The organism is Mucilaginibacter sp. CAU 1740, from assembly GCF_039839285.1.
In the GTDB taxonomy this organism is placed as follows: domain Bacteria; phylum Bacteroidota; class Bacteroidia; order Sphingobacteriales; family Sphingobacteriaceae; genus Mucilaginibacter.
The window spans coordinates 23,198-49,937 of sequence record NZ_JBDOQS010000019.1 but is presented as its reverse complement, the minus strand read 5'-3'; the positions used below and the strand labels follow the sequence as shown (position 1 = coordinate 49,937).

Genomic DNA, 26,740 nt, shown 5'->3' with positions numbered 1-26,740 from the left:
AGTTTACTTCTTCTCCCTAAACCGTTTATAGATTTTAACCGCTATCATCAATATAACCCCTAACGATACAATCCCTACAACACCAAACACCCAACTCAAAGCATCTTTCTTCACCGCAAGGAAAACTATCGCAAATAAGAAAACTGTAGCCAGCTCATTCCAAAGACGTAATTGGTTGGATGTCCATTTGAAAACGCCATTGCGCATCTGTTTTATTTTAGATTGGCAAATGTGATGATATGCAACTAAACCCAATACAAAGGTTAGTTTAATATGCAGCCATGGCATTTTTAACCATGCTGGGGTTAAATACAGCATGGTGCAACCCGCCAAAATGGTAATAAGCATGGAGGGTTTTGCTATCACGTTCCATAACCTGCTTTCCATAATCTCGAACTGTTTGGAAAGGATAGTGCGCTCCGGTTCGGGCTTATCCTGCGCTTCGGTATGGTAGATAAACAAACGCACAATATAAAACAGCCCCGCCATCCAGCAGACTACAAAAATGATGTGTATAGCGAGAACGTATTGGTACATGTGCCCTAACCTCAAAAGAGGAGTATTAGTTATTGATACCCGGCGGTTAAATTCCCCTCTCGAGAGGGGGCGCGGTGGGAATGAGCGTTAGCAGGGGTGTGTTTAGTCCGCGTTTATTATCGCTTGGTTAACACACCCCTCCACCCCTCTCAAGAGGGGAATCGCACTTTCCAGCCCTCGCCGGATTTATAGTTTTTTAGTTCCTGTATTCTTTAATCACCTCAACCGCGTACTTCACATTATCAAACGGAATATCCGGCATAATGCCATGACCCAAATTGAAAATGAAGCCATTCTCACTCTTCATGCGGTCAAACAAACGATAGATGCGTTCTTTAATTACTTTTTTATCGGCATACAAAATATGCGGATCAAGGTTGCCTTGGACTGCTATGCCTGCGGGTAAACGTTTTTTAATATCCAGCAAATCAACATTCCAGTCGATAGAGATCACATCAGGTTTGGCCTCGGCCATTAACGGCGCGAAAACCGAGCTGCCTTTACAGAAAGAAATTACCGGGATATCCTTGCGGTTCAGTTTGCTGATGATCTCGGCAATGTAGCGGTGGCTAAATTCTTTATAATCATCCCAAGCCAAAGCCTGTGCCCAGCTATCGAAGATCTGTACGGCGTTTACACCGGCAGCAATCTGCATGTTCAGATAATCTGCCGTAACGGTAGCTATTTTTGATAACAGCTGATGAGCCATTTCCGGCTCATTGTGCAGCATCAGTTTGGTGCGTTTAAAATCTTTTGATGATCCGCCTTCAACTAAGTAGCTCATTACGGTAAAAGGAGCGCCCGCGAAACCGATCAAAGGGATGCGGCCATTGAGGCGTTGTTGAATTACTTTAATAGCGTCACCAACATATTGCAGTTTGTCCAACACGTCGGTTTGCAGGTTATCAACATCGGCCTGGGTACGTACCGGGTTTGCAAACAGTGGACCAACACCTGCGTTAAAACTCAAATCGCCACCCATGGCTTCGCCGGTTACCAGGATATCCGAAAAAAGGATAGCGCCATCGATGCCCAACAGATCAACCGGGAGCATGGTAACATCCGCAGCGATCTCTGGTGTTTTACACATTTCAAGGAACGAGTATTTGTTTTTGATATCCCAATACTCTTTCATAAAGCGGCCTGCCTGCCTCATCATCCATACCGGCGGGCGTTCTGTTGCCTCTGAAAATGCCGCTTTTATTAATAACGAATCTCTCATATTTTGTGGAGAGGCCGGAGGCCTCAGAGTCAAGAAATCAAGAGTCAAAATGCAAGAAAGAATTTTCTTACACTGATTATCTTTATCTCTCTGCTCTTAAAGTCCCGTCTCTTTTCTTATTTTCTTGTCTCTTGACTCTTGCCGTCTTGATTCTTATTTCTTCTGTCTTGACTCTTACTTCTTACAGTCTTGAATCTTTCTTAATCTCCTGGTGAAGGCGGTTTATCACCTCCTTCATTTTGGCTGTTATTGTTTCCTTGTGCTGCTCGGCCAGTTGCAGGTAGGCTTTGGCTTTTTCGTAATTGCCTCGCCTTATGCTGATGTTGGCTACACTTACTAAGGCGGCTACATGATCATTAACCGAGCGTAGCGGATATTGTGCGGCTATTTCGTAGTGCCTCTCTGCCGCTTCAAAATCCTGTTTTTGCAGGCATATACCACCGTATATAAACTCATAATACCCGCGGCGCTTTTTGCTAAGCCATTCGGGTTTCATGATCTGGTTTAGCGAAGCTGCCGTTTTATCATAATCCTTAACGTGGAAATGCTTTGCAGCTATTATCAATGTGCCTTGCCTGAAATAATCCCAGATCAGCAAAATGATCATCATGGCAGCCACTGCGGCCAGTTCATAAATGCGGAAATACGATAACAGCCCTAACGATAGCAGGAATACAAAAGCTATGAATATGCGTACCCTGTTACTGAACATTAATGCTGGGTATCGGTAAATTTATAGCCTACACCGCGGATAGAGTGAAAATAAACCGGGTTTTTAGGATCTGGTTCAAAATACTTACGGAAGGTTAGGATAAAGTTATCGATAGTACGGGTTGACGGGTAAACGTCATAGTTCCAAACAGTTTCCAAAATCTGCTCGCGCGATACTGCGTCATTACGGCGCTCAATCAGCAATTTCAGCAGCATGGTTTCTTTTTTGGTAAGTGCGGTGATAGAGCCATCTTCATTAACCAACTCAAACGAGTTGAAGTGGATGGTTTTATCACCAATTTTATAGCTGTTAAACTCTTTCAGGTCTTCACCTTTCAGGCTGCGTTTTACCAGGTTATTCACCCTTAAAATAAGCTCTTCCAGGTTAAACGGCTTGGTTAAATAATCATCCGCACCTTTTTTAAGGCCCGAGATCTTGTCTTCGTTGGTGTTTTTGGCCGTCAAAAACATGATAGGCACTTCGGTATTTTCAAGCCTGATGGTTTCGGCAACTACAAAGCCGTCAATTTCGGGCATCATTACGTCAAGTATCACCAGGTTAAAACGTTCTTCTTTAAAAAGCTGTAAGGCTTTTTTGCCGTTTTTAGCCGGAGAAACCTTGTAGCCCTCAAGCTCAAGGTTAAGTTTAATGGCTTCTAACAAATGTTCTTCGTCTTCGGCCAATAAAATTCTTTTTTTGTTGGGCATATTACTCATTTCTTAATTTAGGTTAGTCCAAATGTAACTTCAAAAACACTACCAGCAGGGCGGTTATCTTTAACCCTGATGCTGGCCTGGTGCTTATCCAGCACCTCCTTAACAATATAAAGGCCCAATCCGGTGCCTTTAGTGTTACGGGTTTCTTCACTGCCTACGCGGTAAAAACGATCAAATATGCGGGTTTTTTCCTCATCGGCAATACCTATGCCATGGTCGGCAACCTGTAGGTAAACTTTATCATCCTTCGAGAAAAGTTTAACACCAACAGATGAACATGGACTTGAATATTTTACAGCATTTTCAATAAGGTTGGTAACCACCGATGTAAGCGCGAACTTATCGCCGATGATTTCCACCTTAGGCTCAATCTCGGCCTCGATGATCTGCTGGTTGCAATCGCATTTAGAAATTTGCAGGCGGTTAACAATGCTATCCACCAAAACCGAAAGGTTAAAGCTGGCTTTAGGGAAACTGTATGATTGGTTTTCGATCTTCGATGCCAGCAGCATGTTCTCCACCATATCGTCCAAACGCTCCACATCGTTTAGTGATTTATCGATAAAATCAAGGATTTGCTCCCTGGTAAGCTGCCTTTTCTGAATCGTTTGCAGCAGAATTTTGATGGATGCCAACGGCGATTTTAACTCGTGCGTAACCGACATCAGGAAGTTCTTTTTCTGTTCCTGTAAACGGCGCTCCTTGTTAAAAGAACGGTGCAGGTTAATAGCGCCTATTAAAAATACGGCCACAAACATGGCACCCTCGCCCATGATCATGCCGGTACGGCGCGGTTGCAGCGTAACCAGCATGTAGCCCCACCATATCAACTCCGCGACAGCGTAGGTGATGAGGGCGTAGAAAATTACGAATGTCTTCTTCATATATCAGTTTGCAGTTATCGGTTTGCAGTTGGCAGTTTTTTTCGTTTACAGTGCGCATTCAGAAGCGTTCAACTGCAAACAGCCTACGGCAAACTGCTAACTATTTAGAATTGAATACTAAATCTAAACTATCAAATATAGCGCGTTTTGTTTTCTCCAGGTCGGTTTTGGTGTGGGCCGATGATATAAAACCAACCTCGTAGCCCGACGGACCTAAATAAATACCTCTATTCAGCAACTCGCGGTGGAACTTTTTGAATTTTTCCATGCTTGATGCATCAATATCTTCTGCTTTACGAATATACTCTTTATCTGTAAAAGCAAACCAAAATATAGAACCGATGCCAAACACCTTAAATTTATAGTTGCGGGCAGTAGCAAAACGCTGAATTGCTTCTACGAACTCTTCAGTTTTATTGTTCAGATCGCGGTAAAAGCCCATGCGTAAAAGCTCGCTCAGTTGGGCAATGCCGGCACCCATAGCAACCGGGTTGCCCGATAAAGTACCTGCCTGGTAAACCGAACCCTCCGGCGAAATATTACTCATAATAACCGCCGATGAGCCATAGGCTCCAACAGGCATACCACCACCGATAATTTTACCGTAAGTAATGATATCAGGTTTGATCTGGTAATAACCGGCAGCACCTTCAAAGCCAACACGGAAACCCGAGATCACCTCATCAAAAATCAACATGGTGCCGTTTTGGGTACAGATCTCCCGCAGGTATTGCAGGTATTCTTTTTCCTGTAACAACAAGCCGTTGTTGGCCGGAACCGGCTCGATAATTACCGCTGCTATCTGATCTTTAAAATCTTCAAAAGCTTTGGCTAAAGCTTCTTTATCGTTCAGGGCTACCACAATGGTTTCGTCGGCAACCGATTTTGGTACACCAGCCGATGATGTTTCGCCAAAAGTAACCAAACCCGAACCTGCTTTTACCAGCAAGGCATCAGCATGCCCGTGATAACATCCCTCAAATTTCAGGATCTTATCGCGCTTAGTATAACCCCTGGCTAACCTGATGGCCGACATAACAGCCTCGGTACCCGAGCTTACAAAGCGGATCTTTTCAATAAATTTATTGTTTTTGAGGATGAGCTCGGCCAGTTCATTTTCTAACGCGGTTGGCGCACCGAAGCTCATGCCGTTTTGCATTACCTCGATCACTTTTTCGCGCACTTTGGCGTTGTTGTGACCAAGGATAAGTGGTCCCCATGAGCAGCAGTAATCGATAAACTCGTTACCATCTGCATCCCAGATATGGGCACCATCGCCTTTTTGAATAAACAGCGGCGTACCGTAAACCGATTTAAAGGCCCTTACCGGAGAGTTTACCCCACCCGGAAAAAACGTTTGCGCCTTGGCATACAACTCCGCCGATTTTTCACGACTGATATCGGGCTTGCCCGTAGTATTTACCGGTTCATCCTCTGCTGAAAACATCTTTTTTATTGAATCGAACATATATTGTTGAAATTCTAAACTCTGATTTTAATTAACCCGTCATTGCGAGAAACGAAGCAATCGCGAACTATACAGGGTGGACCTGCCTGCGTGCGATTGCTTCGTTCCTCGCAATGACGTGGTGTAGATCCAGACTTACGAAGTTTTTAAAACTTCGTAAGTCTTCAACCGCTTCATACATCGCAATGACGGTTGTTTTATATTTAGGTTTCCCTAATCTCTTATCTCTAACCTCTGATCACCGGCCGTTTCCTAATCTCTAATCTCCAACCTCCAATCACTAACCTACAACCACTTATTCTCCAAAACCTCCTTAGCGTGGTAGGTTAAAATAGCGGTTGCACCTGCACGGCGGATGCTGGTAAGCACCTCGGTAATGGCGCGCTGCTCGTTGAGCCAGCCGCGTTGTACCGCTGCTTTGATCATGGCATATTCACCACTTACATTGTAGGCTGCCACCGGTAATTCGGTATTATCTTTTATTAGCTTGATCACATCCAGGTAAGAGAGAGCCGGTTTCACCATCAGGAAATCCGCGCCTTCAACCTCGTCCAGTTCGGCCTCTATCAGGGCTTCACGCTGGTTGGCCGGGTTCATCTGGTAAGTTTTTTTATCGCCAAATTTTGGTGCCGAGTTCAAAGCATCCCTAAACGGACCATAAAACGCACTGGCATACTTGGCCGAGTACGACATGATAGACACATTGGTAAAGCCATTATCATCCAATACATTGCGGATATAACCCACACGGCCATCCATCATATCTGATGGGGCGATGATATCAGCACCGCTTTGCGCATGTGCCAAAGCCATCTTACCCAAAATATCTAAAGTTTCATCATTCAGGATCACGCCGTTCTCCACAATGCCGTCGTGGCCATCGCTGCTGTATGGATCCATCGCAACGTCGGTAATTACGCAGGCTTCGGGGAAGTTTTTCTTTACCTCGCGGATTGCGCGCAGGTACAAGCTTTCGTCGCGGTAGCTTTCGGTAGCGAATTTATCTTTCAGCTCCTCGGCAATATTCGGGAACAGATCGAACGAGTTTAAGCCCAGTTTCATGCAGCTTTCAATCTCGCGCAGCAAATTATCGATAGAATAACGGAAGATGCCCGGCATTGATGCCACTTCACTTTTCTGGTTTACGCCATCAATAATAAACAGCGGGAAAATCAGGTTAGCAGCGCTAACATGCGTTTCCTGCACCATCTGGCGTATCACTTCACTTTTGCGGTTCCTTCTTGGTCGTTGTAACATATTTAGTCATTAGGTCATTGGGTCATTATGTCATTGCTTTTATAAGGAGAACAAGACTAATTTATCAATGACGTTTTATATTATCATTAGCCATCGGGTCAATACTTATCCGCCATCCAAAAAATGACTTAATGACCCAATGACTCAATGACGTTCTATAATCCGAACACTGCCTCTGCCAGTCCAACTTCGTCGGGCGAGTAGGGGAGCGTGTATTTTACACCCATTTCGTCAAATTTTTTGCCGGTTGATTTACCTATCGCCACTACCTTTTGGTATGGATCGAGCAAGTTATCGGCAAAATAGGCCTCTACGTTTGATGGACTGGTAAACACCATCACATCGGCGCCACTGGCTTCAACATCTTCTTCCAGCACGGTTTCGTAAACCGGCAGGTCGATGATCTTGGTATCAGCCGAAAGGCCTTGCTGGATGCTCCTCATCGGGTTTTCGGCACCCGGGAACAGCACAATTTTTCCGTTGGCCAGTTTAGCAAACTCTTCAGCTACTTCGGCGGTATCGGTGCCTTCGCCCACATAATCGGTAAAGTGGCCTTTGCGGCGCAGCATTTCTTCGCTGCCGCTGCCCATTACGCCAAATTTTACTTTTTTAGGGAATTGTGGGTTCAGCTGGAAAAAGTATTCAACGGCATTTTTGCTCGAGAAGAATACCCAATCCACATTTTTTAATATATACGAGTCGAAGCGGGTCATCACTGGTACAGTGCGGATGAGTGAACGGGCTTCTATTTTAATACCATGTTTTTCAATCGCTTTGCGGAAATAGCTTTGCTCTCCCAACTCGCGCGAAATGAATACGCTTGTTGGGCGTTTGCGATCTTTAGCAAATTTGGCTACTACCTTTTCGGCAAGGCCTTCGGTGGTTGGCGCTTCTAAAAACAACCTGTCCGGGAATTGGTCGCCTTCTTCAGCCTTTGAAGTAAATACCTGGAACTGGCCATCCTCTTTACGGCAATAGCAGCCTAAAGGCAAATGGCAACCGCCTCCAAATAATTTCAAAACGCCGCGCTCTACAGATAACTCTTCGGCTACATCGGCATGGTGTAAAGCTTGCAGGGCTTCAAAAAGCTCATGGTCTGTTTCGCGGATCTGGATGGCCAGTGCGCCTTGCGCGGGAGCAGGCACCAGTTCAACAGGGGTGATCTCTTCCACATGAAACTCGGCCAGATCGATACCTAAACGGGCAACGCCGGCTTTGGCTATCATAATGGCATCGTATTTTTCATCGCGCAGTTTACCTATGCGGGTAGGCACGTTGCCGCGCAGATCTGTAATTTCCAGATCTGGACGGTGGGCCAGCAACTGGGCTTTACGACGGTTTGATGAGGTACCCACCATGCCGCCATATTTAAGCGACAGTTTTTGGTGTACATCAACACAATCTTTCAGTATCAACAACAGTTCAGACGGATCTTCCCGTTCTGAAACTGCCGCGATAATGAGTCCCGGAGGGTTTTCGGTCGGCAAATCTTTATGCGAGTGAACGGCAAGATCGATAGTGCCGGCTAATAGTTCTTCTTCTAATTCTTTGGTAAAGAAACCTTTGCCTTCCAGCTTATCAAAGCTAAGGTTCAGGATACGGTCGCCCTGGGTTTTAATGATCTTTAACTCGGCGGTAATGTTGATGGCAGCAAGGCTGTCTTTAACAAAATTGGCCTGCCATAAAGCCAATTCACTGCCACGGGTTCCTATAATCAGTTTTCTGTCCAAAAGAATGAATGTTTTACGGGTGCAAATTTAATTTTTTATGCCGATGATACGGTACAACAATGGCATGAATTATTGTTAATTGCAACTAAATGACCATGGAAGGGGGGAGGAGGTTAAAGGGGAAAGATAAAAGGCGAAAGGTTTTTCTATTGCGCTCATTTGCAATGAGTGCTTAATATGGTTTAGCGTTTGTAAGGCGACGGTAATTAGATTGAAAAATCCGATAATTAGATTGACTGGCAACGGGATTAAGTTTGCTCCCGTACTTGTAAGTAATGGCATCACAAGTACAACAATTGGTAAGTAATAAGCCGTTACAGTTTAATTCCATCCAGGTATTCCGCTTCATCGCGGCACTGATGGTGATCATTTGCCATTCATCGTTTTATACCAGCGAGCGTTTGGCGAAAGGATCATACATTTATGGGCAGGGCGCTAATGGTGTAGAGCTGTTTTTTGTGATCAGCGGTTTTGTGATGATCATCTCATCGCAAAATCTCATCAACCTAAAAAATGGATGGAAAACGTTTGCTGTAAAACGCGTCATCAGAATAGTGCCCATCTACTGGATCATTACCACGATCAAATTACTTTTACTGCTTAAAACTTCGGGCGTGGTTTTGCATTCGCAGCTTAATTTTTGGCTGGCCATAAAATCGTACTTCTTTATCCCCGCTTTAAATATAGATGGCGAGTACCGCCCGCTTTACGGCGTAGGCTGGACATTGAATATGGAGATGTTTTTTTACTTATTGTTCACTATTGCTTTAGCTTTTAAATGGAGACCAATTACATTCCTGGCTTTATTCTTTATCCCACTGGCTGTTCTTTCGTACTATAAACAACCCGGCTGGCCTGCCGTAGCTTTTTATGCGGATCCAATTGTGCTCGATTTTCTTTATGGAATGATTGCCGCTAAGTTGATATTACAAGGTTATAAAATACCAGGGGGCATCGCTATTGCCTGTATTATTGGGGGACTGCTTTATATGTTTGTACCGGTTGATGTTTTGCCGGTAAAGTATCCGGTTAATGAATTTACTACGGGGCTGGCAGCCTTTGTGATAATTTACAGTGGGGCATCAATAGATGGGGGCGAAAGAGAATTATGGCGATGGCCTGTTTATTTAGGTACGGCGTCATACTCGCTTTACCTTATCCACCCCACTGTTGCGCCGCTTATCCCAACTGTTTTAAGCAAGTTTAATTATAAAATGCCTTTGTTATCTGTAGCATTAAGCGTTTTATCGGCTAATGTTGCTGGTGCGCTTTTTTTTAGGTTTTGTGAAGTGCCGGTTACAGAATTTTTTAAAAGATTGCTGAAAAAGAAGACACGCCCGGCTATTGTAGCAACCGATCAGACTGGTTAACCACTGCATTTGCCATTTTTCTTTTATTGGGGTCAGCTGGAAAATTGTAGCTTTAACACAGTAAATACGAAATTCATAATGGGGCAAAGGGCCAATTATATAATTACAGAGAACAATACCCGTACAATTTACTACAATCATTGGCGGGCAAATTGTATCACATCTGATTTATACCTGGGCAAGGCGCGTTTTATCGAATTTGCAAAGTCTTGTCGACAAGTTGAGGTAATGCTTGATGAGGTTTGGATAGAGGGTTGTGTACTTGTTAATATCGATAAAAAAATAGTACATTTCTGGAGCTTTGAATATGCGGTAACATCAGTTACAGGTTTTTATTTAAAGAAGCTTAGGGATAGATGGAAGGGCTGGGAGGTTAATTTTCTTTACAATCAGATGTACGATGTAGAGCGCATATTGAATATCGATTACCTTTCGAAGCAAGAATTAATAGGTATTACAGCTTGTACAAGTGAAGAAATCCTTAACGATGAATTTAATGAATGGGCTGGTACGCTTATACTTCTGAAAGAGACAGATCAAATTTATATAAGCCATAGTGATGGTTGGTTGTTAGAGGGCATTTTGGCGTTCGGGGAGCCTGTAGTGGATGTTTTGCGCAAAAAGTAGAATTTTGAATTACAGATGGAAAGCGATACGAATCCTGAATGTATATTTATAGATGTTAACAATAAAGAGATTTTAATTGATAAAAGCGAATTTGGACTGTGGGAACAAACCGCGGCTAAATGGCCTGGATATAGCTTTAAAATGGGTGATTATGGTTATATCGGCTTTTTGAAACTTGTTGGCATTGATACAGGTAAATTAATGATGTCATCCGAAAAAGCACAAACGGAATTTGAGGAAGCGACTAAACATTCGCCAACCTTTAACGCTTTAGCTTTTGCGGATAATTTATTAATGGTTGAGAAAGATGTACAATTCAGCGCTGATTTTTTCGATACTATGAGTCCTAAGCAAACATTGTCAGAAAAGGTGAAAAGGTTTATCAAGCGTTTTAAACCGGTTAAGTAGTAAAAGCAATATTGAGAGCAGGTTTGTGTTTTTGACACAGGTGTGCAGTGTTTAGCCAAAAATATCGAATATTTGCGGCGATAGAACCCTTTGATACTCACACTCTATTTACCCGTATTTTTCCAAACATTATTACTCAAGTCAATTTCAACATCATAAGGTTTACCCAAAACAATTTTATCAATAGGTTTATCGGCCTTAAATGACAGGGTTGTTGTTTTGTTGCCCTTTTCCCAGCATGCTATACTGCGGCCAAAAGTTTGCTTGCTGCCATCTTTGTAATAAACTGAAAGGTGTACCGGAACCACCTCGGTACCTACATTGGCAACTACCACATTGCATTGCTGCTTTGCAAAACTCACTTTGCTGATTGCCAGATCCGGAACATTTTTTTCAAAGAACCAGTTTTGCCAAAACCAGTTTAGGTTTTTACCAGTACCGGTGTTGATGCAATTAAACATATCAAATGGCGATGGGTGCTTACCGTTCCATTGGCTGATGTAATACCTCAAACCTTTTAAAAATAAGCTATCGCCCAACATTTCCTGCAGATAATGGAAGCCGAGCGCGGGTTTCAAATCTTTATTGCTAAAACGGGCCTTGCCGTAAAGCTGTGGCGTGAGGGTCATGATGGGGACATCCTGGTCCGATCCGGCGCTGCTGTTTACATCGCTCATATCATAAGTGTCGGCCAGTTTTGGATCAACCATCGGCGCAAGGGTTAATTCCGAAAATGTAGCCCAGCCCTCGTCCATAAAGGAGTATTTGGTTTCGTTATTGCCCACATAAAATGGGAACAACGAATGGAAAACTTCATGAACGGTGAACTCCACCGCAGCTTCTTCAAACGGGAGATTGTTAACCATCATGGGGTATTCAGTAGCATCCAATCCCTCAAAAATGGTTTCATGCGGATACGGAAAAGGTATGCCGGGGATTTTGTAACTGATCAGTTCCACAGTTTTGCGTGCGTAGTTAATTACAGGTTGATAGGCTTTGTGTTTAGGATTGTAAACCGCATCAACGCGGGTGCGCCTGCCTGTTTTGGGATCAACCTTAACACTTGATGCCTGCCAAACATAATGGTTGCTTACCGCGAATACAAAATCGGTAACATTGCGGGCTTCAAATTTCCAGGTGTTGGTCGCGTTTGCTTTGGTGATGTTGCCTTTGTCGAGATCTGCCTGGGTAATGATATTGGTAACCGAATCGTTCTGAGTAGCCTCGCTAATCCTTCGGGCAAATTCAGGGTTGTAAACTTCATCTGTATTTACCAGGTTCCCGGTAGCCCAGCACTGGTAATTGCCCGGAATGGTAACCTCTGCCTTGAAATTACAGTAGTCGTTATAAAATTCCTCTTTGCCAATGTAAGGGTATTCATTCCAGCCATCCAGGTCATCATAAACAGCTACCCGCGGAAAAAAATACGCTATCATATAAGCCCCGCTATCTACCTCGCCGGTACGGGTGAACGAACCTTTGTTTAGCGTATAATTATAATCAACATCAAAATGCGCTTTAGCGCCTGGCAATATTTCAGTGCCTTTAATGTACATATTGGTACCCCTGATAAATTGCTTTTTAACCTCACCATTAACTTTAAGGTTGGTGATGTTTACGCCCGTGGTCAGGTCGGCAGGAGCTATCTGCACATTGCGCATAGCCTGCTGCTGGTATATATTGGGGTAGAGTTTAAATACAACCTGTTTAAGTGTATCCGGGCTATTGTTTTGATAATCGATACCAACTTTGCCGGTAATGAGCCTTGTTTCGGGAGCAAAGTTTACCACTATTTGATAATCGGCGTTGTTTTGCCAGTAGGCTTTTCCGGGCCGGCCGCTTAAATCGCGGGTATGGTTTTTATATGCTTTGCGGATATTGGTGGAGACAGGCAATGGAGCCTGTGCCTTGAGTTGATCCGTAAAAAGTGTAAGTAATAAAATTGTGCTGAGGAATGAAGTTGTTTTGAACTGCATAGGGGCTATAAGTATCAGGTTGATTTTTGCTAAAAGACATGGCCGCTGCAAACCTGTTGCAAGTTGTTTTGTCCTTTTCCAATCAATAACGTGTTGAATATCAATTTTGCATATTGGGTTAAAATTAAACATGATGGGAATAACAAGAGGCGAAAATCAACCGGTAAAAACAAGATTTTCTTTTTGTAGAAGCCTGCCACACCAATGTGTGGCAGCTTTGCTTTTTTAGCCCTTACATCAAATTATATTTCTATCTTGCAATTAAGATCAATATTCTAAAATGTACCAACGTTTTTCTTCAAATACTCCCCCGCCGGTAGCCTAAAGGCTAAATAACCGGTATCGCTTCGGCCGTTTTGCTGTGCTGCAAAAAGGGTTTCTGTCGCATGCTTTAATGTAGATTTTTAGGGTTGTTTGGCCACAGTTTTTTATCAGTGGTTTTTAACATTTTATTATCTGTAACAATCCTTATTTTGAAAAATTTCAAATATATACTGATGGTCCTTGTTGGAGGGGCCATGTACGGAACGATGTCTTCGTTCGTTAAACTTTCTTATTCGTGGGGGTACAATGCCGCCGAACTCGCTTTTTTTCAGGCCCTGCTTGCCGCTGTATTGTTGGGCTTATGCTCGTGGTTGATAAATAAGCAAAAGAAAAAGCCGAAGTTTAAAAGTGTTGCCGCCCTTTTAATAACAGGCGGTGTTATCGGGCTTACTAATTACCTGTACTATCAATCCGTTAGTTTTATCTCGGCCTCACTGGCCATTGTTATCCTGATGCAGTTTACCTGGTTTTGTCTGTTGATAGAGTGGGCGTTATTCAAGAAAAAGCCTTCGGGGGTAGAGGTTTTAACGGTATTCTGCATTATAGCAGGCACGGTTATGGCCGGAGATCTTTTACACACCGGCGCGACGGCGTTTTCGTGGAAAGGCTTTTTGTTTGCATTAGCCTCATCATTAACCTACTCAATTTACATTGTGGCCAATAGTCGCGCGGGCAAAAATGTAAACTGGTTGCCTAAAAGTACCCTGATCATGACAGGTTCGGCAATGGCTATTTTTATAGTGAACGCGCATACTATAATTATTACGGTACATTTCAGCTACCAGTTTGCATTCATAGCTGTTTTCCTCGCTGTAGCAGGCACCGCTATACCCACCGCACTTTTTTCTGCGGCTATCCCAAAAGTAGGAGCGGGGATCAGCTCTATTTTAATGACTATAGAATTGCCCGTAGCTATTATCTGCGCCGGGTTGATATTGAAGGAGCATATCAATAATGTACAGATAGCCGGAATATTGGTCATGCTGGTAGCTATATCAGTAATGAATTACTATAAGGCATTAAAAACTTAAACAGTTGGTAAAGCAAAGCGGCTGTACTCATCGTACAGCCGCTTTGCTTTAAAAGTTTTAATCAGATACCCGTATTTAGGATGAGATGCTTTGCCTACCTGTAATTGAATGCTGGTTCCTATCCCTAAAAACCCGAAGCAATTTTTGAAGTTCTTCTTTGCTGATATCGTATTCGTCGATCTCTATTGTTGCCGAGCCAGTGGGGTGGTTGTAAATTAATTCGGTAGTGCTGTTACGGCCGGGTTTAACTATTACGTCTTCTCCATCAATATCATCCCATGGGTAAAATTGTACCGATGCCGTTTTGATACCGCGGTTATTCAATACTATTTGCGGTTTTTTGTTCCGCATTCTCAAAAATTCAGTAACTCCCATTATTAAACCAACCACTGCCAGGAATCCGCCAAAGGCCATGCTTTTGCCAAGGCATAAAAAATAACCACCCAAAACGGACATGCCTCCCGCTAACATTAGTTGAACAAATGTTTTCGATTTTGAAAAATAGATGAGCACTTCGTTCGGTACTGAAAAGTCGTCTATAAAAACATCTTCAGTTTTAAATTTAACTTGCAGGCTGTTCCATTTCTCTTTATCTACAGCCCGCCAAATTTCGGTTTTGTTCCAGATGCTGCCATCCGGCCAAATCAGTTTTTCGCTGATAGCCCTTTTCTTTAACTGGTGAACGTTCCGCACGTTATCAAAAGCCCAAACCTTCCAACGGGTAATGGCGAAACTCCAGTAAAGCCAACTGGCCACAAAGCCACCAATAGCAATTGCGCCACCAAGTATCTCGTAGCCGTTTTTAAGGATAAATAAAGTAATGCCGGTAGCTAAGCACCCGATAAGTATGCAGCTTACCGGAACGTTTACCATGCGCTGCCCTCTTTTTAAGGCTTGTTCGGTGCTAACAGTTTCAAACATTTTTGTGAAGGTTTTAAGTTTGGTAACAATGATATGGGTTTAGAGATAATTTGACACGGATTGTTACAATGAAAACTCACTGGTTTGAAAATGCGGCGAGAACTAAGAACAGATAGATTTTGCTTTTGCTGAAGCTTGATTTTTTCAATGCCGATAAAGTCATTTATCGCGGTGGGTTTATAATTTAAAGGGGGTAATAATGTAAGTGGGATCAACTCGGCATCATTTTCTAAAAAATTATCCATGTTAAATGGGGTGCCCGTTATTTCATCAATCTTTTTCACAATAGCTAACCTGCTGGGGGCATTATAATGCAGCGTTATGCCGGTACCTTGCATTACGCTAACCTCCTCGGGACGATAAATACCCGTTGCCCTATAATAACCTCCCTGGTAAATGCCTATCACACTTCTATATGCGTTCCGGTTTAAAAAGTCGGCCCATTTTACTTTTTTAGGATCATTGGTGGTATCAAGATTTGGTAAATACGGAACCATATCCAATGGGTAATTATCAGCAATTTCAGGAAAAACATATTCATCGCCCAATGAAGCGAAAGCGTGGCCAAGCTCGTGGATCATAGCATATTTTGCCAACGGACCAACGGTTATTTCGGCAAAGCCATCGTAGCTACCCGTTGCGGCATCGATAGTATCGGTATTTACCATCAATATAATGATATTTGCTTTGGCACGCGGCACAGCTTTACTTACATATTCGTTAATAGCCTGATAATTGCCGGCTAAAAGTAAGCCTGTGCTGCCTCCCGAAAAATAGGCGTTGAATTTGGTATCGGTATTAGCCGGATCGAATGAAGCGTTTAACCCGCTTTTTTTCGACTCGGCATAAACTACATAAGTATTGAAAAAACTTTTGTACTGCTTATATGGAGGGATGGTGAATAAAAAATCGGCAAATTCCCTGGCATGGGTTTCATAAGCACCTCCCTTTTTCAGGTCTTCTTTAGTAAAACCATCTCCTATAAATATAATATTTACGCCGTTTTGCCGGTTATAATTCAGCTTGCTCACCTCGCCATCGGTGTAATAGGGCGATGTGGGTACTGGTTTATCTTTTTTACAGGATATTAAGAAGATAAAGATCAATAAAAGAAAAGATAAGGCGGTTTTTGATGTCATGATAAAATTTAGTTTAATGTACACGTAAATCGCCGTTTTTTATTGCCTATGAATGATAATTTGTAGTGGCCGAAAATGTTTGCGTTAGGGATTGGAGCGCATACCTGACTTGTGGCTAATGTCCTGTGTAGTATGAGCGTATAGCCCGGGCCGCAGGTAACGCTATTGTTGATTGAGTTCTTTAAAAAAAGGATTTTTGATTAATATTATAACATGAAATTTTATTACAAGAAGAACAAAGAAAATATATGGTTTGCAGTAGCTGTTTTGGTTTCTATAATATCATATAGGGTTTTTTGTATAACTGATACTGTTTTGATAGGGATTATAGGATCTATTGCTACTATTTACTTGAGTGTAATCAAGCTTAAGGTAGATGGCGACAACCTATTTAATGAATTATTTAAAACTTTTAATGAAAGATATGACCAACGCTTTAATGACCTTATTAATAAACAAAGAATAGAGTCCAAAGCATTGGAGAAAGAAGATAAAATAGTGATTATTGATTATTTTAACTTGTGTGCTGAGGAATATCTTTGGTTTACAAAAAAACGTATTCCTGAAGACGTGTGGTATGCTTGGAAAATCGGAATCGACAGAAATCTCGAAATTTTAGAAATAAATAAATTATGGCACCAAGAAATGAAAGGTGATGGGGCAAAATCTTATTACAGAATAACAGATGCAATAAAAGCTCAAGAAATGGATACTTTATAAAACAAACTATCGAATGATCAATTTTCATTGATCAATATATCCTTCGCCATGATCATGGGTACGCTGATATATTTTTTCTCCATGTAGTTGATCACTTTCTCAAGGATCTCACGCGATTGTTCGTCGAGGCCCTGAACTTCATCGGCAAAAACTGAATTGATAGCCGTGTTGCGGATCTCTTTGATCTTTTCGGGTACCTGGCGCATGGCCAGTTCAATGCGGCGTTGTTTTAGCTGCATAATAAACTCGGCAATGTTTTGCTCAATGATGGCTTCGGCGTGTACCAGTTCCTGATAGCGTTCCTGCAGGTTTTTCTTGGCAACTTCGTTTAATGAATGTACCTCAATAAAGTTAACCGGGAATTGCTCCAATACCTCAGGAGCGGTATCGTTAGGGATTGCCAAATCTACAATGGTTTTCCTGCCTTCTTCGCCGTTTAAAAGCGATTTGTAAATTTCGGGAGTGATGATAGGCTCAACTGCCGATGTGCAGGTGATAATGGCATCAAAACCTTTATTGTATGTTTTCAAAGCTTCCAGATCGAATGCTTCACCACCTAAATCGGCAGCTAACTTTTCGGCATTAGCTACGGTACGGTTAAATACCGAGAAGTTTGAAAATTTATGCTTTTGAAGATATTTAGAGAGGTTGCGGTTGGTTTCGCCTGCACCGATGATCAGTACACGAGCGTTTGAGCAAAGGTTGAGATCTTTTAATTTGCGGTAGGCAAGAGATACAACCGAAATTGGGTTTTTAGAGATGTTGGTATGTGTGTACACCTCTTTGGCTGTTTTTACCACGCAGTTCATGATCATTCGCATGGCATCGCCGGTAAGGCCGGCATCTTTACAATGTTCGTAGGCTTTGCGTAACTGGGCCAGAATTTCCTTTTCGCCAACTACCAAACTCTCTAAGCTACATGAAGTGCGTAACAGGTGTACCATAGCTTCCTGATCTTCATAGATAGACGCGCTATCCATAAAAGTGCTCAGTGAGTCATGGCAAAGCTCTGTATTAAAGGCTTCTATGAATTTTTTGGCGAAGTCTTTATCAACTGTTTGTGGGGTGGTCATTACAAACTCAACGCGGTTACAGGTAGCCAGGTAGAAGATCTCGGGGATGTTGAACTGGGCTTTTACCTGTGCAAGTTTTTGCGACAGATTTTCCTGACAAACCACTAATCTACCCAATTCCTTCAGTTCAATCTGTTTGTGCGTAAAAGCTATAACCTTTAGATACTTCAAAGCAGTTTTAAAATTTGACCGAACAAAAGTATCACTATTCGGCACATACTATGTCAACACTTTGTCAGAACGGCTTATTTGGAATGGTTATAAATTGTGAAAATGGCTTGTTTTGCCGTATTAAAACTGTTTTATGAACTATATACCAAAATATTCGTAAATTAAATTATGAATACGTTTAAAAAAATAAGCCTGATAATACTCATCGCGTTTTACGTGCTGGCAGGCTGCAACCACTTCCGCGATCCGGGCTTTTATTTAGCCGTAATGCCCCATAATTTACTGTATCCTGAGGCTGTAAATATTGTAGCCGGAATAGTTGAAATATTGCTTGGTTTGCTGCTTGTTTCATCGAAAACAAGGTACTGGGCCGGCTGGGGGATTGTGCTAATGTTGGTTGCTTTTTTAACGGTGCATGTAGGCATGGTGTTCGACGCGCCGTTTAAAGTTAACGGTATGACCATAACACCGCTTTTTGCCTGGTTACGGCTTGCCATGCAATTTGTATTGATAGCGTGGGCTTACTGGCACACCAACGATAAGGAGAAATTAGTTTAAACCAATTGAGATTTTGGATGTTGGATGAATTGACTCACCCGGCCTACGCTTCGCTGGGCCACCCTCTCTATCCTGCGGATAAAGAGGGTAGGAGAAACAGGAGAAAAGATCCCCTCTCTACGGCAAGCCGTACAGAGGGGTGACAAGCGCAGCGACGTCGGGGTGAGTAACGAAACTGACATCTAAAAACAATATATGGATCTGCAAAGTGTTGAATTGCGCGGCCTGGAGGTACAGGACTACCAGGAGTTAAAAAAATCAATGAAATCGGCCTATATGGATATGGACGAGGATTATTGGGACGCCAACTCCATTAAAAGGCTCATCAAATTATTCCCCGAAGGGCAGATCTGTGTAACCGTTAACGATGTTGTGGTTGGCTGCGCGTTAGCAATTATTGTTGATTATCAAAAATTTGGTGATAACCATACTTACAAACAAATAACCGGCGACAGCACCTTTAAAACTCATAACGACAAGGGTGATGTGCTTTACGGAATAGATGTTTTTATTCACCCCAATTACCGCGGTTTACGGCTTGCCCGAAGGCTGTACGAAGCCCGCAAGGCCTTGTGCGAAAAGCTGAATTTAAAAAGCATTATAGCGGGCGGCCGCATCCCAAATTATCAAAAATACCAGAACGACCTTACCCCGCGCCAGTACATCGATAAGGTGAAGTATAAGGAGATCTACGATCCCACGCTTTCGTTCCAGCTCTCCAATGATTTTCACGTGCGCAAGGTGTTGAAAAATTACCTGCCGGAAGATAGCCGCTCGAAAGGATTTGCTACGCTTATTGAGTGGAATAACGTGTACTATGAGGAGGTGAGCAGTGTGATCAATCACAAAACTGTAGTACGTATTGGATTGGTACAGTGGCAAATGCGCTCATTTAATAACATTAGCGAATTGCTTAAGCACGCCGAGTATTTTGTTGACGCGGTAAGTGATTACCAGGCCGATTTTATCCTGTTTCCCGAGCTGTTTAATACGCCACTGATGGCCGATTATAACCACATGGATACCGCCAAGGCTATGCGCGAACTGGCTAAATATACCCAGCAAATAGTAGAAGAATTTGGCAAGCTGTCGGTATCATACAACGTGAATATCATTGCCGGTAGCATGCCAAAAATTGAAGAGGAATCGCTATACAATGTATCATACCTGTTGCGCCGGAATGGTAGCATGGAAGAGATTTTCAAGATCCATCCAACCCCATCCGAAATTAGTTCGTGGGGCATTCGTGGAGGCGATGAGGTAAAGGTTTTTGATACAGATTGCGGCAAAATTGGCGTCCTGATCTGTTACGATGTGGAGTTCCCGGAGCTATCGCGGATCCTGGCCGGTCAGGATATGCAGATCCTGTTTGTGCCCTTCCTTACCGATACTCAAAACGGCTTTAACCGGGTTAAGTTTTGTGCCCAGGCCCGCGCGGTAGAGAACGAATGCTACGTAGCTATCGCGGGTTGCGTAGGTAACCTGCCCAATGTAAATAACATGGGTATCAGCTATGCCCAATCGGCCGTGTTTACACCATCTGATTTTGGGTTCCCTACCAACGGTATCCAATCTGAAGCTACGCCGAATACCGAGATGATCGTTATTGCAGATGTGGATCTTTCATTACTGGATGAACTGCATGAATATGGCAGCGTGCAGAATATTAAGGATAGGCGGACTGATCTGTATAATATTACTTTTAATGGGAAGCGGGTGTAGGAAGCGACCTCCAGCATCTCAATAATCACTTTTTTTATCATTTGTTGTAATCTGGTTTTAAATAAAAGTCCCCTCAGCATATGTTCGGGGACTTAATATTAAACTGCTAACAGAAATCAAAATCGATATTTTTAATTTTCAAGATAGCGTTCGGCAACCTGGCCATTTTGCGATCCTTTGAACAGCCTGATACGGGCATCTTCGTAAGTATCTATCAATGTTTGATCATTTATTGATGGATAGGTAGCCAGTTCTCCACGGTCCAATCCGGAAAGGGCAGCATCTACGCAATCTTCAACTGTCATAATCGTAGCCTGATTTAAAGCTGATAAGGGGATACCGGCAACATCCCATAATTCGGTAGCGGTAGTAGCCGGACTTACTAATTGCACCCTGATATTGGTTCCTTTAAATTCTTCCTGTAATCCGCGGGTATATTGGATCACGAAACCTTTGGTACCGCTGTAAACCGCGCTGATAGGTAACGAATGAAAGCCCAATACCGAGGCTATGTTGATTAAAGTTCCTTCGTTCTTCTCTGCAAAATTTGGCAAAACCGCATCAGACAAGAGCATCAGGGCGGTAATATTCACATCCACCATTGCTTTTTGTTTATCAACACTCGTTTTTATAATTGGAGAGACCGTAGATGTGCCGGCATTGTTAATAAGCAGGGTAATGCTTTTATCAGCTCTTAAATCGTTAACTACATTTTCCAGGTCCGCCGCTGCTCCAAGGTCTGCAACAAGGTTGGTAACTTTTATTCCGTATTTGCTTTGCAGTTTGGTTGCAAGTGCGTTCAACCTGTCTTTACGGCGTGCCACCAGTTTTAAGTTGTAACCGCGTTTGGCCAGCCTATCAGCAAATATTTCGCCCAAGCCCGAAGATGCACCCGTTACTACGGCGGTCCCCATATTTTTATTTTCTAACATTTTGAATATTTAATTACGGTATCGATTTAGTTTTTGTCGAAACTATTTACCTGTTTATTTAAGCAAATTGACAATTTCATCAGATACACCTTTTGCCGAAGCCGGGTTTTGGCCGGTTACAAAATTGCCGTCGGCAATAACGTTTGCTTCCCACAAATCGGCATGTGATATGATACCGCCATGGGCTGCCAACTCATCCGCTACAAAAAACGGAACAACGCCAACGCCACCTTCGGCAGCTTCTTCTGCATTACTGAATGAAGCTATCTTTTTACCATCTACCAGGTATTTACCGTTAGATAATTTTACATTGATGAGGCCGATAGGACCATGGCATACGCCGGCTACAACACCGTTGTTTTCCCAAATTTTCCTGGTGATATCCTGCAATTCGGCATTATCTTTAAAATCCCATACCGTACCATGGCCGCCTATATAGTAAATGGCGCTGTATTGATTTGCATCAACTTCGGCTGGTTTAAGCGTATGGTTTACTTTGTGCTGGATCTCACTATCATTCAGAAACCACTCATCAGCCGGGTCGGCTTCATTACCGGTTACAAAAGGAGCTGGCCCGCCTTGCGGACTAACAAAATCTATCTCATAGCCTGCATCGCTGATAATTTTTGCAGAAACAGATGCTTCGGGTAAATAATAACCGGTTGGTTTTCCGGTGTTTCCAAATTGGGCGTGGCTGGTTAATACCAGCAGAATTTTCTTTGACATTTTACTGAGTTTTAAAAAGATGGATTAATTATAATAGGCTTACTTAAGCCGTTGATACAGACAGTTTGGCCTAACCGGCGCCGGTTAGCTTTACCTGCTATTTTATTTTTAACCTGAATACCTTGTAAGGCAATTGGGTTAAGTTTTTATTGTTATTAAAAAAAGGCATTTGGTGTATTTGTGAACAGGTGATATAGAGGTAACCATCCCGGGTAATACTATAACTATCGGGCCAGCTAAGCTTAGCTGTATCCTGCACAAGGGTTGTCATTTTTTTATCCGGACTTATCTTTACGATACTGGAATGTTCAAGATCTCCCATGTATAGATTGCCATTCTGATCAAACTCCATTCCGTCGGTAGCTACAAATTTGCCCAGGTCTTCAATTGCTCCTTCAATGGCTTTTTCAGAACTTTTAAAGTCTCGTAAAATGGCGGTGTTTATCCGGTATAGTTTATTATCTGTAAGCGATTTATAATAAAGCCAGGCCTTATCAGGAGTTAATGCTATACCATCCGAATTAATCTTCGCTACTCCCTTTGCATTCATCATTTCCCTGCCGTTCATTTTAAAATGATAGGTAGGGTCTGATAGTGTTGAGTAATGGTTGTGAAGTACTAACCGGGAAGCACCGGTTTTAATATTGACGATAACTATACCCCCATTTGCTGAACTGGTCATGTAAGCGAAGCCGTTTTTATTATCAATCCTAATTTCGTTGATGTAACTTTTGATACCGGCAACGTTTTCAGGAAACCTGTATATCTGTTTTATCTGGTTTGTTTTCAGGTCGATTTGGATAAGCTTGTTGCTTTTCTGATATACATCTGATAGGCCAATACCGGCGGGATCTACAATCCATAAATACCCCTCCTCGTCGGCAAATACAGCCTGAACGCACACAAATTTATTTAGCCCGTTTTCGCCTTTTTTAAATCTGTTCCAGGCCTCATCCGGGTATGGCTTCGCTTTGCCATCTTTTCCAACCTCCACAACCGAATAGGTATGTTTATCCAACCAGTAAGGATAATTTACAAACATCCTTCCATCTGCCGATACGGCTACCCCGGTTAATTGGTAAGTACTATCAGCAAACACCTGTTCTAATTTATTATCAGCGTGTGTTGCAGCTACCTCTTTTTTTTGATGATTGCCGCTATTACCTGGCTGCGAGCAGGAAGCTAACCCCATCGCAAGGGGTAATAGCCATGTTAAAATATACTTGTTCATATAAATTTTTGATTGATGATGATTTATGGATTGGTTGACCAGATACTTACATCTTTAATTAGCGCCCTGCGTGGCAGCTTAAGATGGGCAATCAGAACTTCTGCCAGATCTTCAGGTTGCAAGGTAGTTTCGGGGTTACCGTCGGTAAGTTTGTTATTAATGGAAAGCTCGGTTCCAACTGTGCTCGGCATTAAGGTAAAAACACGAATATTAGATTTCCTTACCTCCAGCATTAGCGATTCTGATAAGCCGATCAATCCGAATTTGGACGCGCTATAGGCACTGGTTACCGGTGCACCTTTAAGGCCTGCTGTAGAGGCGATATTGATAATATCGCCTTCCTGGCGCTCCAGCATTTGAGGTAGTATTTGACGGATAACGTAGTAGGTGCCGAAAAGATTGGTACGTACAATGTTTTCCCATGCCTCAACTTCCAGATCAAGAAATTTGGCCAGTTGCGCCGTTCCTGCATTGTTTACAAGGATATCCACTTTCCCTATTTCCTGCCGGATTGTTTGCGCAGCCGATACAACATCGTTGAGATTGGAGATATCTGCCCTCACGATGCAAATTTTAATTGCGGGGTTTAAAGCCCGTACTTCTTCAGCTACGTTTTGAAGATTGGCTAACGTGCGCCCAACCAGTGCCAGGTTAACGCTTTCTGCGGCTAAAGCTAATGCTATTGCACGTCCTATCCCTTTGCCCGCTCCTGTAATTAATGCGGTTTTACCTTTTAAATTGTTCATTTTTTTGAAGTTTAAGTTTGCCTGATAAGGCGTTATTTATTTTTTGTTTTTAATGAGTTCCATAACTGCGTCGGCAAAGGCCTGTGGTTTTTCCTGCGGAAGATTGTGCCCGGAGCCGGGAATAATCCGGTGTGTTCTTGGTCCGGTAAATTTGTCGGCGTAGGCTGTGCCGTCATTTGGTGGCCTTACACCATCATCCTGGCCATCAAGTGTAATGATTGGCACAGTTATAGGCAGTTGTTTTGCAAACACACTTTCTATAGCTGCATAAGCTGGGTCGCCCTGTGTTATACCGTAGCGGTGCCGATAGGAGTGTATCACTACATCAACATGATCGGGGTTGTTAAATGCCGCAGCTGTGAGATTGAATGTGGTATCATCAAATGCCCATTTAGGCGAGAAGGTTTGCCATAGCATTTTATTGATTTCGAGGCGGTTTTTACGGTAACCTGCTTCACCTCTTTGGGATAGAAAATAATACATAAACCAAATGGATTGCTCCTGTTTAGGCGAAGCCGGGATATTGAAATGCGGAAGATCGAGGATGGCATATCCGTTTACCGATACCAGGCCAGAGCAGCGTTCGGGCCAGATCAGGGCAACACCTGCGGCAGCCCGACCACCCCAATCATAGCCGCCCAAAATAGCAGTGGGTATTGAAAGCGCATCCATCAAGTTACGCAGGTCTGTAACCAGCGCTCCCTGCTGTCCTGATCGAATTGTTTCAGCCTGCAAAAAACGCGTCGGCCCAAAACCGCGCAAGTAAGGCACAATAATCCGGCAGCCTTGCGCCGCCAAAATAGGCGCAACCTGACTGTAAGCATGCACATCAAACGGAAATCCATGCATCAAAATCACCGGCTGCCCATCTGAAGGCCCCGATTCATGATAACCTACATTCAGTACACCGGCTTTAATTTGCTTTAATGGACCCAGATCTGCAAGCAGGTTTGTCGTCTTAGATCCGGCAGAATATTTGTTTTTCTCTTCGCTTTTTGCAGCAGTTAAAACGGTACTTCCTAAAGCACCTGCAGCCAGCGAAAAGGCCGTTGATGCGATAAATTTGCGTCGGTTTAAACTCATCGTGTTTTAAAATGATTTAGTTGATTTAAAATGAGATTGCTATTACCGCAACGCGTACCGCTCAATGCTTGCAGCAAAAAATGGCGTTTCTGTTTTATTATGATCTATTGATAATGGCTGGCGCATAGCTTTAAATAACTCAAACGGGATTCCCTGCTTTTGAAGTCCGGCCAGTAATTCATCTGTAGCATGTGTTACTACGCGGTTGGTAAATTCACACTGGTTTTCGCTAATGGGGCGTACACTAAGTTCCCAGGTAACATAAATGCTTACGCGGCCGGTAGGCGTAAAAACGTCTGACAGGGATATCAGTACCAGGTGATGTGGCTCGGATACTGTTTCTGTATAATGCTGCACCATCGGGTTGCCGCCTATAACTTCAACATTTATAGACATTCTTTTGCCATCTGGTCCGATTGTTTTACCAACAGCAACATGTGCCGGCGAACATCCCTGGTATTCAGCTTCGGAAAGATTAAAAGCCCAGTCGGGCAGGTTGATTTTTTCGATAGGGGCGTTGATCAACGCGCTAAAGCTCGATTCAACAATTTGATTTTCAGTTTTCATAAGTCAGTTATTAATTTTATTTGCTGATATCGTCTCCTATTTTAGCCAGGTAGCTGCCCAGGTTGCGTTCAAAATCGCCATCCTGCTGTATTCCCCAGGCCAATAGTTTTTGCGAAACGGGTTTGCGCTCAGGCCTTAAATTACTGGCGATAAATACCGAGCGGGATTCGTTCATATCTGCCATGTTAGGCGCAGGGGTACGGGCGTTGATCATTGTTTTAGCCTTGCCTGTTATGGAGCGGTCAAACCGGCTGATACGAAGGGCTAATTTGTAAACGAAAACGTTTAGTTCAGCATCAGGTAAAGTGCGGTTAACCAATCCGTAACGTTCTGCGGTATCGGCATCAAAATCATCAGCGCCTATAATTATTTCCAAGGCTCGTGACCGGCCAACCAATAAGGGGAGAAATTCCATGCTACCACCACCGGGAATGGTACTTACACCTACTTCAAACTGACCGAATATTGCTTTCTCCCTGCTTGCGAAACGCATATCACAGGCCGCCGCGAACTCGATGCCTACTCCCCTGGTTCGGCCCCGGATCAAAGCGATACTGATCACGGGCGAATCGAATAAAGCCTTAGCCACGTCAAACCATGGGGCTAATCCCGATTTTGTTTTTTTGCCAAGGATCTCAGCACCCCTGAAAATATCGAAATGAGCAATGAAGTAATCTTTGATAGCGCTGTCAAATACTATAACCCTTAAATCGGGGTTGTTTTGCATTTCGGCTACTATCAGTTCCAGGCCGCTGAGCATCTCGGGGTTGAAAAGATTAAGCGGCGCGTTATCAAACGTAACCTGCCAAAAGCCTTTGTTATGTTTTGTTAAAATAAGCGGTGTCCCTCCCAGCGACTCCTGGGAAAATGACGCAGTTAAATTTTCCAT

The 26,740-nt window shown here is 43.0% G+C and carries 26 protein-coding genes; 7 read left to right on the top strand and 19 right to left on the bottom strand.

Going from position 1 to position 26,740, the window contains the following annotated elements; translation table 11 throughout:
* Positions 1 to 3: 3 nt before the first annotated feature.
* From AAFN85_RS29890 to hemC, 8 genes are all read right to left on the bottom strand, one after another.
* Positions 4 to 537, bottom strand: a complete 534-nt coding sequence (locus AAFN85_RS29890) for a CopD family protein (protein WP_347531638.1) — start codon at positions 535 to 537, stop codon at positions 4 to 6.
* A 196-nt stretch (positions 538 to 733) separates the two neighbouring features.
* On the bottom strand, positions 734 to 1,759 hold the full coding sequence (gene hemE / locus AAFN85_RS29885; RefSeq protein WP_347531637.1) for a uroporphyrinogen decarboxylase: 1,026 nt from the start codon (positions 1,757 to 1,759) through the stop codon (positions 734 to 736).
* A 181-nt stretch (positions 1,760 to 1,940) separates the two neighbouring features.
* Positions 1,941 to 2,471, bottom strand: a complete 531-nt coding sequence (locus AAFN85_RS29880; RefSeq protein ID WP_347531636.1) for a hypothetical protein — start codon at positions 2,469 to 2,471, stop codon at positions 1,941 to 1,943.
* The gene (locus AAFN85_RS29875) at positions 2,471 to 3,178 is read right to left on the bottom strand and encodes a response regulator transcription factor (protein WP_119411289.1); all 708 of its coding nucleotides are present in this window, start codon (positions 3,176 to 3,178) and stop codon (positions 2,471 to 2,473) included. The genes AAFN85_RS29880 and AAFN85_RS29875 overlap by 1 nt, the downstream gene beginning before the upstream one ends.
* Before the next feature lie 17 nt (positions 3,179 to 3,195).
* Positions 3,196 to 4,071: a HAMP domain-containing sensor histidine kinase gene (locus AAFN85_RS29870; RefSeq protein ID WP_347531635.1), complete on the bottom strand. Its 876-nt coding sequence runs from the start codon at positions 4,069 to 4,071 to the stop codon at positions 3,196 to 3,198.
* 100 nt (positions 4,072 to 4,171) lie between these two features.
* Complete coding sequence (gene hemL, locus AAFN85_RS29865; protein WP_347531634.1) at positions 4,172 to 5,539, bottom strand: glutamate-1-semialdehyde 2,1-aminomutase; 1,368 nt, start codon at positions 5,537 to 5,539, stop codon at positions 4,172 to 4,174.
* A gap of 285 nt (positions 5,540 to 5,824) precedes the next feature.
* A complete protein-coding gene (gene hemB / locus AAFN85_RS29860) occupies positions 5,825 to 6,796 on the bottom strand; it encodes a porphobilinogen synthase (protein ID WP_347531633.1) in 972 nt (323 codons plus the stop codon).
* Between the two features lie 155 nt (positions 6,797 to 6,951).
* Positions 6,952 to 8,526 (bottom strand): hydroxymethylbilane synthase, encoded by a 1,575-nt coding sequence (gene hemC, locus AAFN85_RS29855; RefSeq protein WP_347531632.1) that lies wholly within the window; start codon positions 8,524 to 8,526, stop codon positions 6,952 to 6,954.
* A 275-nt stretch (positions 8,527 to 8,801) separates the two neighbouring features.
* Here hemC and AAFN85_RS29850 point away from each other — a divergent pair, with 275 nt between their 5' ends.
* From AAFN85_RS29850 to AAFN85_RS29840, 3 genes are read left to right on the top strand one after another with little or no spacing between them, the layout of a single operon-like run.
* Complete coding sequence (locus tag AAFN85_RS29850) at positions 8,802 to 9,896, top strand: acyltransferase (RefSeq protein ID WP_347531631.1); 1,095 nt, start codon at positions 8,802 to 8,804, stop codon at positions 9,894 to 9,896.
* Positions 9,897 to 9,905: 9 nt separating this feature from the next.
* Entirely contained in the window at positions 9,906 to 10,523 is a 618-nt protein-coding gene (locus tag AAFN85_RS29845) for a hypothetical protein (protein WP_347531630.1), read from the top strand.
* Between the two features lie 15 nt (positions 10,524 to 10,538).
* Positions 10,539 to 10,931, top strand: coding sequence for a hypothetical protein (locus tag AAFN85_RS29840; protein WP_347531629.1), 393 nt, complete (start codon positions 10,539 to 10,541; stop codon positions 10,929 to 10,931).
* A 104-nt stretch (positions 10,932 to 11,035) separates the two neighbouring features.
* Here the strand turns inward: AAFN85_RS29840 and AAFN85_RS29835 are convergent, their stop codons facing one another.
* Positions 11,036 to 12,907: a M1 family metallopeptidase gene (locus tag AAFN85_RS29835; protein WP_347531628.1), complete on the bottom strand. Its 1,872-nt coding sequence runs from the start codon at positions 12,905 to 12,907 to the stop codon at positions 11,036 to 11,038.
* Between the two features lie 473 nt (positions 12,908 to 13,380).
* Between AAFN85_RS29835 and AAFN85_RS29830 the strand changes: the two genes are divergently transcribed.
* Positions 13,381 to 14,262 (top strand): DMT family transporter, encoded by an 882-nt coding sequence (locus AAFN85_RS29830; protein ID WP_347531627.1) that lies wholly within the window; start codon positions 13,381 to 13,383, stop codon positions 14,260 to 14,262.
* Positions 14,263 to 14,337: 75 nt separating this feature from the next.
* Here AAFN85_RS29830 and AAFN85_RS29825 read toward each other — a convergent pair whose 3' ends face one another.
* Both AAFN85_RS29825 and AAFN85_RS29820 read right to left on the bottom strand, forming a co-directional pair.
* The gene (locus AAFN85_RS29825; RefSeq protein ID WP_347531626.1) at positions 14,338 to 15,183 is read right to left on the bottom strand and encodes a hypothetical protein; all 846 of its coding nucleotides are present in this window, start codon (positions 15,181 to 15,183) and stop codon (positions 14,338 to 14,340) included.
* Entirely contained in the window at positions 15,150 to 16,322 is a 1,173-nt protein-coding gene (locus AAFN85_RS29820; RefSeq protein WP_347531625.1) for a M64 family metallopeptidase, read from the bottom strand. Before AAFN85_RS29820 ends, AAFN85_RS29825 begins: the two co-directional genes overlap by 34 nt.
* Positions 16,323 to 16,535: 213 nt before the next feature.
* Between AAFN85_RS29820 and AAFN85_RS29815 the strand changes: the two genes are divergently transcribed.
* The gene (locus AAFN85_RS29815) at positions 16,536 to 17,042 is read left to right on the top strand and encodes a hypothetical protein (protein ID WP_347531624.1); all 507 of its coding nucleotides are present in this window, start codon (positions 16,536 to 16,538) and stop codon (positions 17,040 to 17,042) included.
* A 17-nt stretch (positions 17,043 to 17,059) separates the two neighbouring features.
* Here AAFN85_RS29815 and hemA read toward each other — a convergent pair whose 3' ends face one another.
* A complete protein-coding gene (hemA, locus tag AAFN85_RS29810; protein ID WP_347531623.1) occupies positions 17,060 to 18,286 on the bottom strand; it encodes a glutamyl-tRNA reductase in 1,227 nt (408 codons plus the stop codon).
* Positions 18,287 to 18,454: 168 nt separating this feature from the next.
* On the opposite strand from hemA, the gene AAFN85_RS29805 reads away from it, so the two are divergent.
* Together AAFN85_RS29805 and AAFN85_RS29800 are read left to right on the top strand one after the other, a co-directional pair.
* Positions 18,455 to 18,844: a MauE/DoxX family redox-associated membrane protein gene (locus AAFN85_RS29805; RefSeq protein ID WP_347531622.1), complete on the top strand. Its 390-nt coding sequence runs from the start codon at positions 18,455 to 18,457 to the stop codon at positions 18,842 to 18,844.
* A gap of 195 nt (positions 18,845 to 19,039) precedes the next feature.
* Positions 19,040 to 20,566 (top strand): bifunctional GNAT family N-acetyltransferase/carbon-nitrogen hydrolase family protein, encoded by a 1,527-nt coding sequence (locus tag AAFN85_RS29800; RefSeq protein ID WP_347531621.1) that lies wholly within the window; start codon positions 19,040 to 19,042, stop codon positions 20,564 to 20,566.
* A 131-nt stretch (positions 20,567 to 20,697) separates the two neighbouring features.
* On the opposite strand, the gene AAFN85_RS29795 is transcribed toward AAFN85_RS29800, so the two are convergent.
* The 7 genes from AAFN85_RS29795 to AAFN85_RS29765 form a co-directional block, all read right to left on the bottom strand.
* Complete coding sequence (locus AAFN85_RS29795; RefSeq protein WP_347531620.1) at positions 20,698 to 21,498, bottom strand: SDR family oxidoreductase; 801 nt, start codon at positions 21,496 to 21,498, stop codon at positions 20,698 to 20,700.
* 54 nt (positions 21,499 to 21,552) lie between these two features.
* Complete coding sequence (locus tag AAFN85_RS29790; protein ID WP_347531619.1) at positions 21,553 to 22,224, bottom strand: type 1 glutamine amidotransferase domain-containing protein; 672 nt, start codon at positions 22,222 to 22,224, stop codon at positions 21,553 to 21,555.
* Positions 22,225 to 22,321: 97 nt separating this feature from the next.
* Positions 22,322 to 23,455, bottom strand: coding sequence for an L-dopachrome tautomerase-related protein (locus AAFN85_RS29785; RefSeq protein WP_347531618.1), 1,134 nt, complete (start codon positions 23,453 to 23,455; stop codon positions 22,322 to 22,324).
* A 23-nt stretch (positions 23,456 to 23,478) separates the two neighbouring features.
* Positions 23,479 to 24,201 carry a 3-ketoacyl-ACP reductase gene (locus tag AAFN85_RS29780; RefSeq protein ID WP_347531617.1) on the bottom strand — a complete coding sequence of 241 codons (723 nt, stop codon included), beginning with the start codon at positions 24,199 to 24,201 and terminating at the stop codon, positions 23,479 to 23,481.
* A 36-nt stretch (positions 24,202 to 24,237) separates the two neighbouring features.
* On the bottom strand, positions 24,238 to 25,284 hold the full coding sequence (locus AAFN85_RS29775; RefSeq protein WP_347531616.1) for an alpha/beta hydrolase: 1,047 nt from the start codon (positions 25,282 to 25,284) through the stop codon (positions 24,238 to 24,240).
* Positions 25,285 to 25,326: 42 nt separating this feature from the next.
* On the bottom strand, positions 25,327 to 25,851 hold the full coding sequence (locus AAFN85_RS29770) for a hypothetical protein (RefSeq protein ID WP_347531615.1): 525 nt from the start codon (positions 25,849 to 25,851) through the stop codon (positions 25,327 to 25,329).
* 16 nt (positions 25,852 to 25,867) lie between these two features.
* On the bottom strand, positions 25,868 to 26,740 hold the full coding sequence (locus AAFN85_RS29765; protein WP_347531614.1) for an enoyl-CoA hydratase/isomerase family protein: 873 nt from the start codon (positions 26,738 to 26,740) through the stop codon (positions 25,868 to 25,870).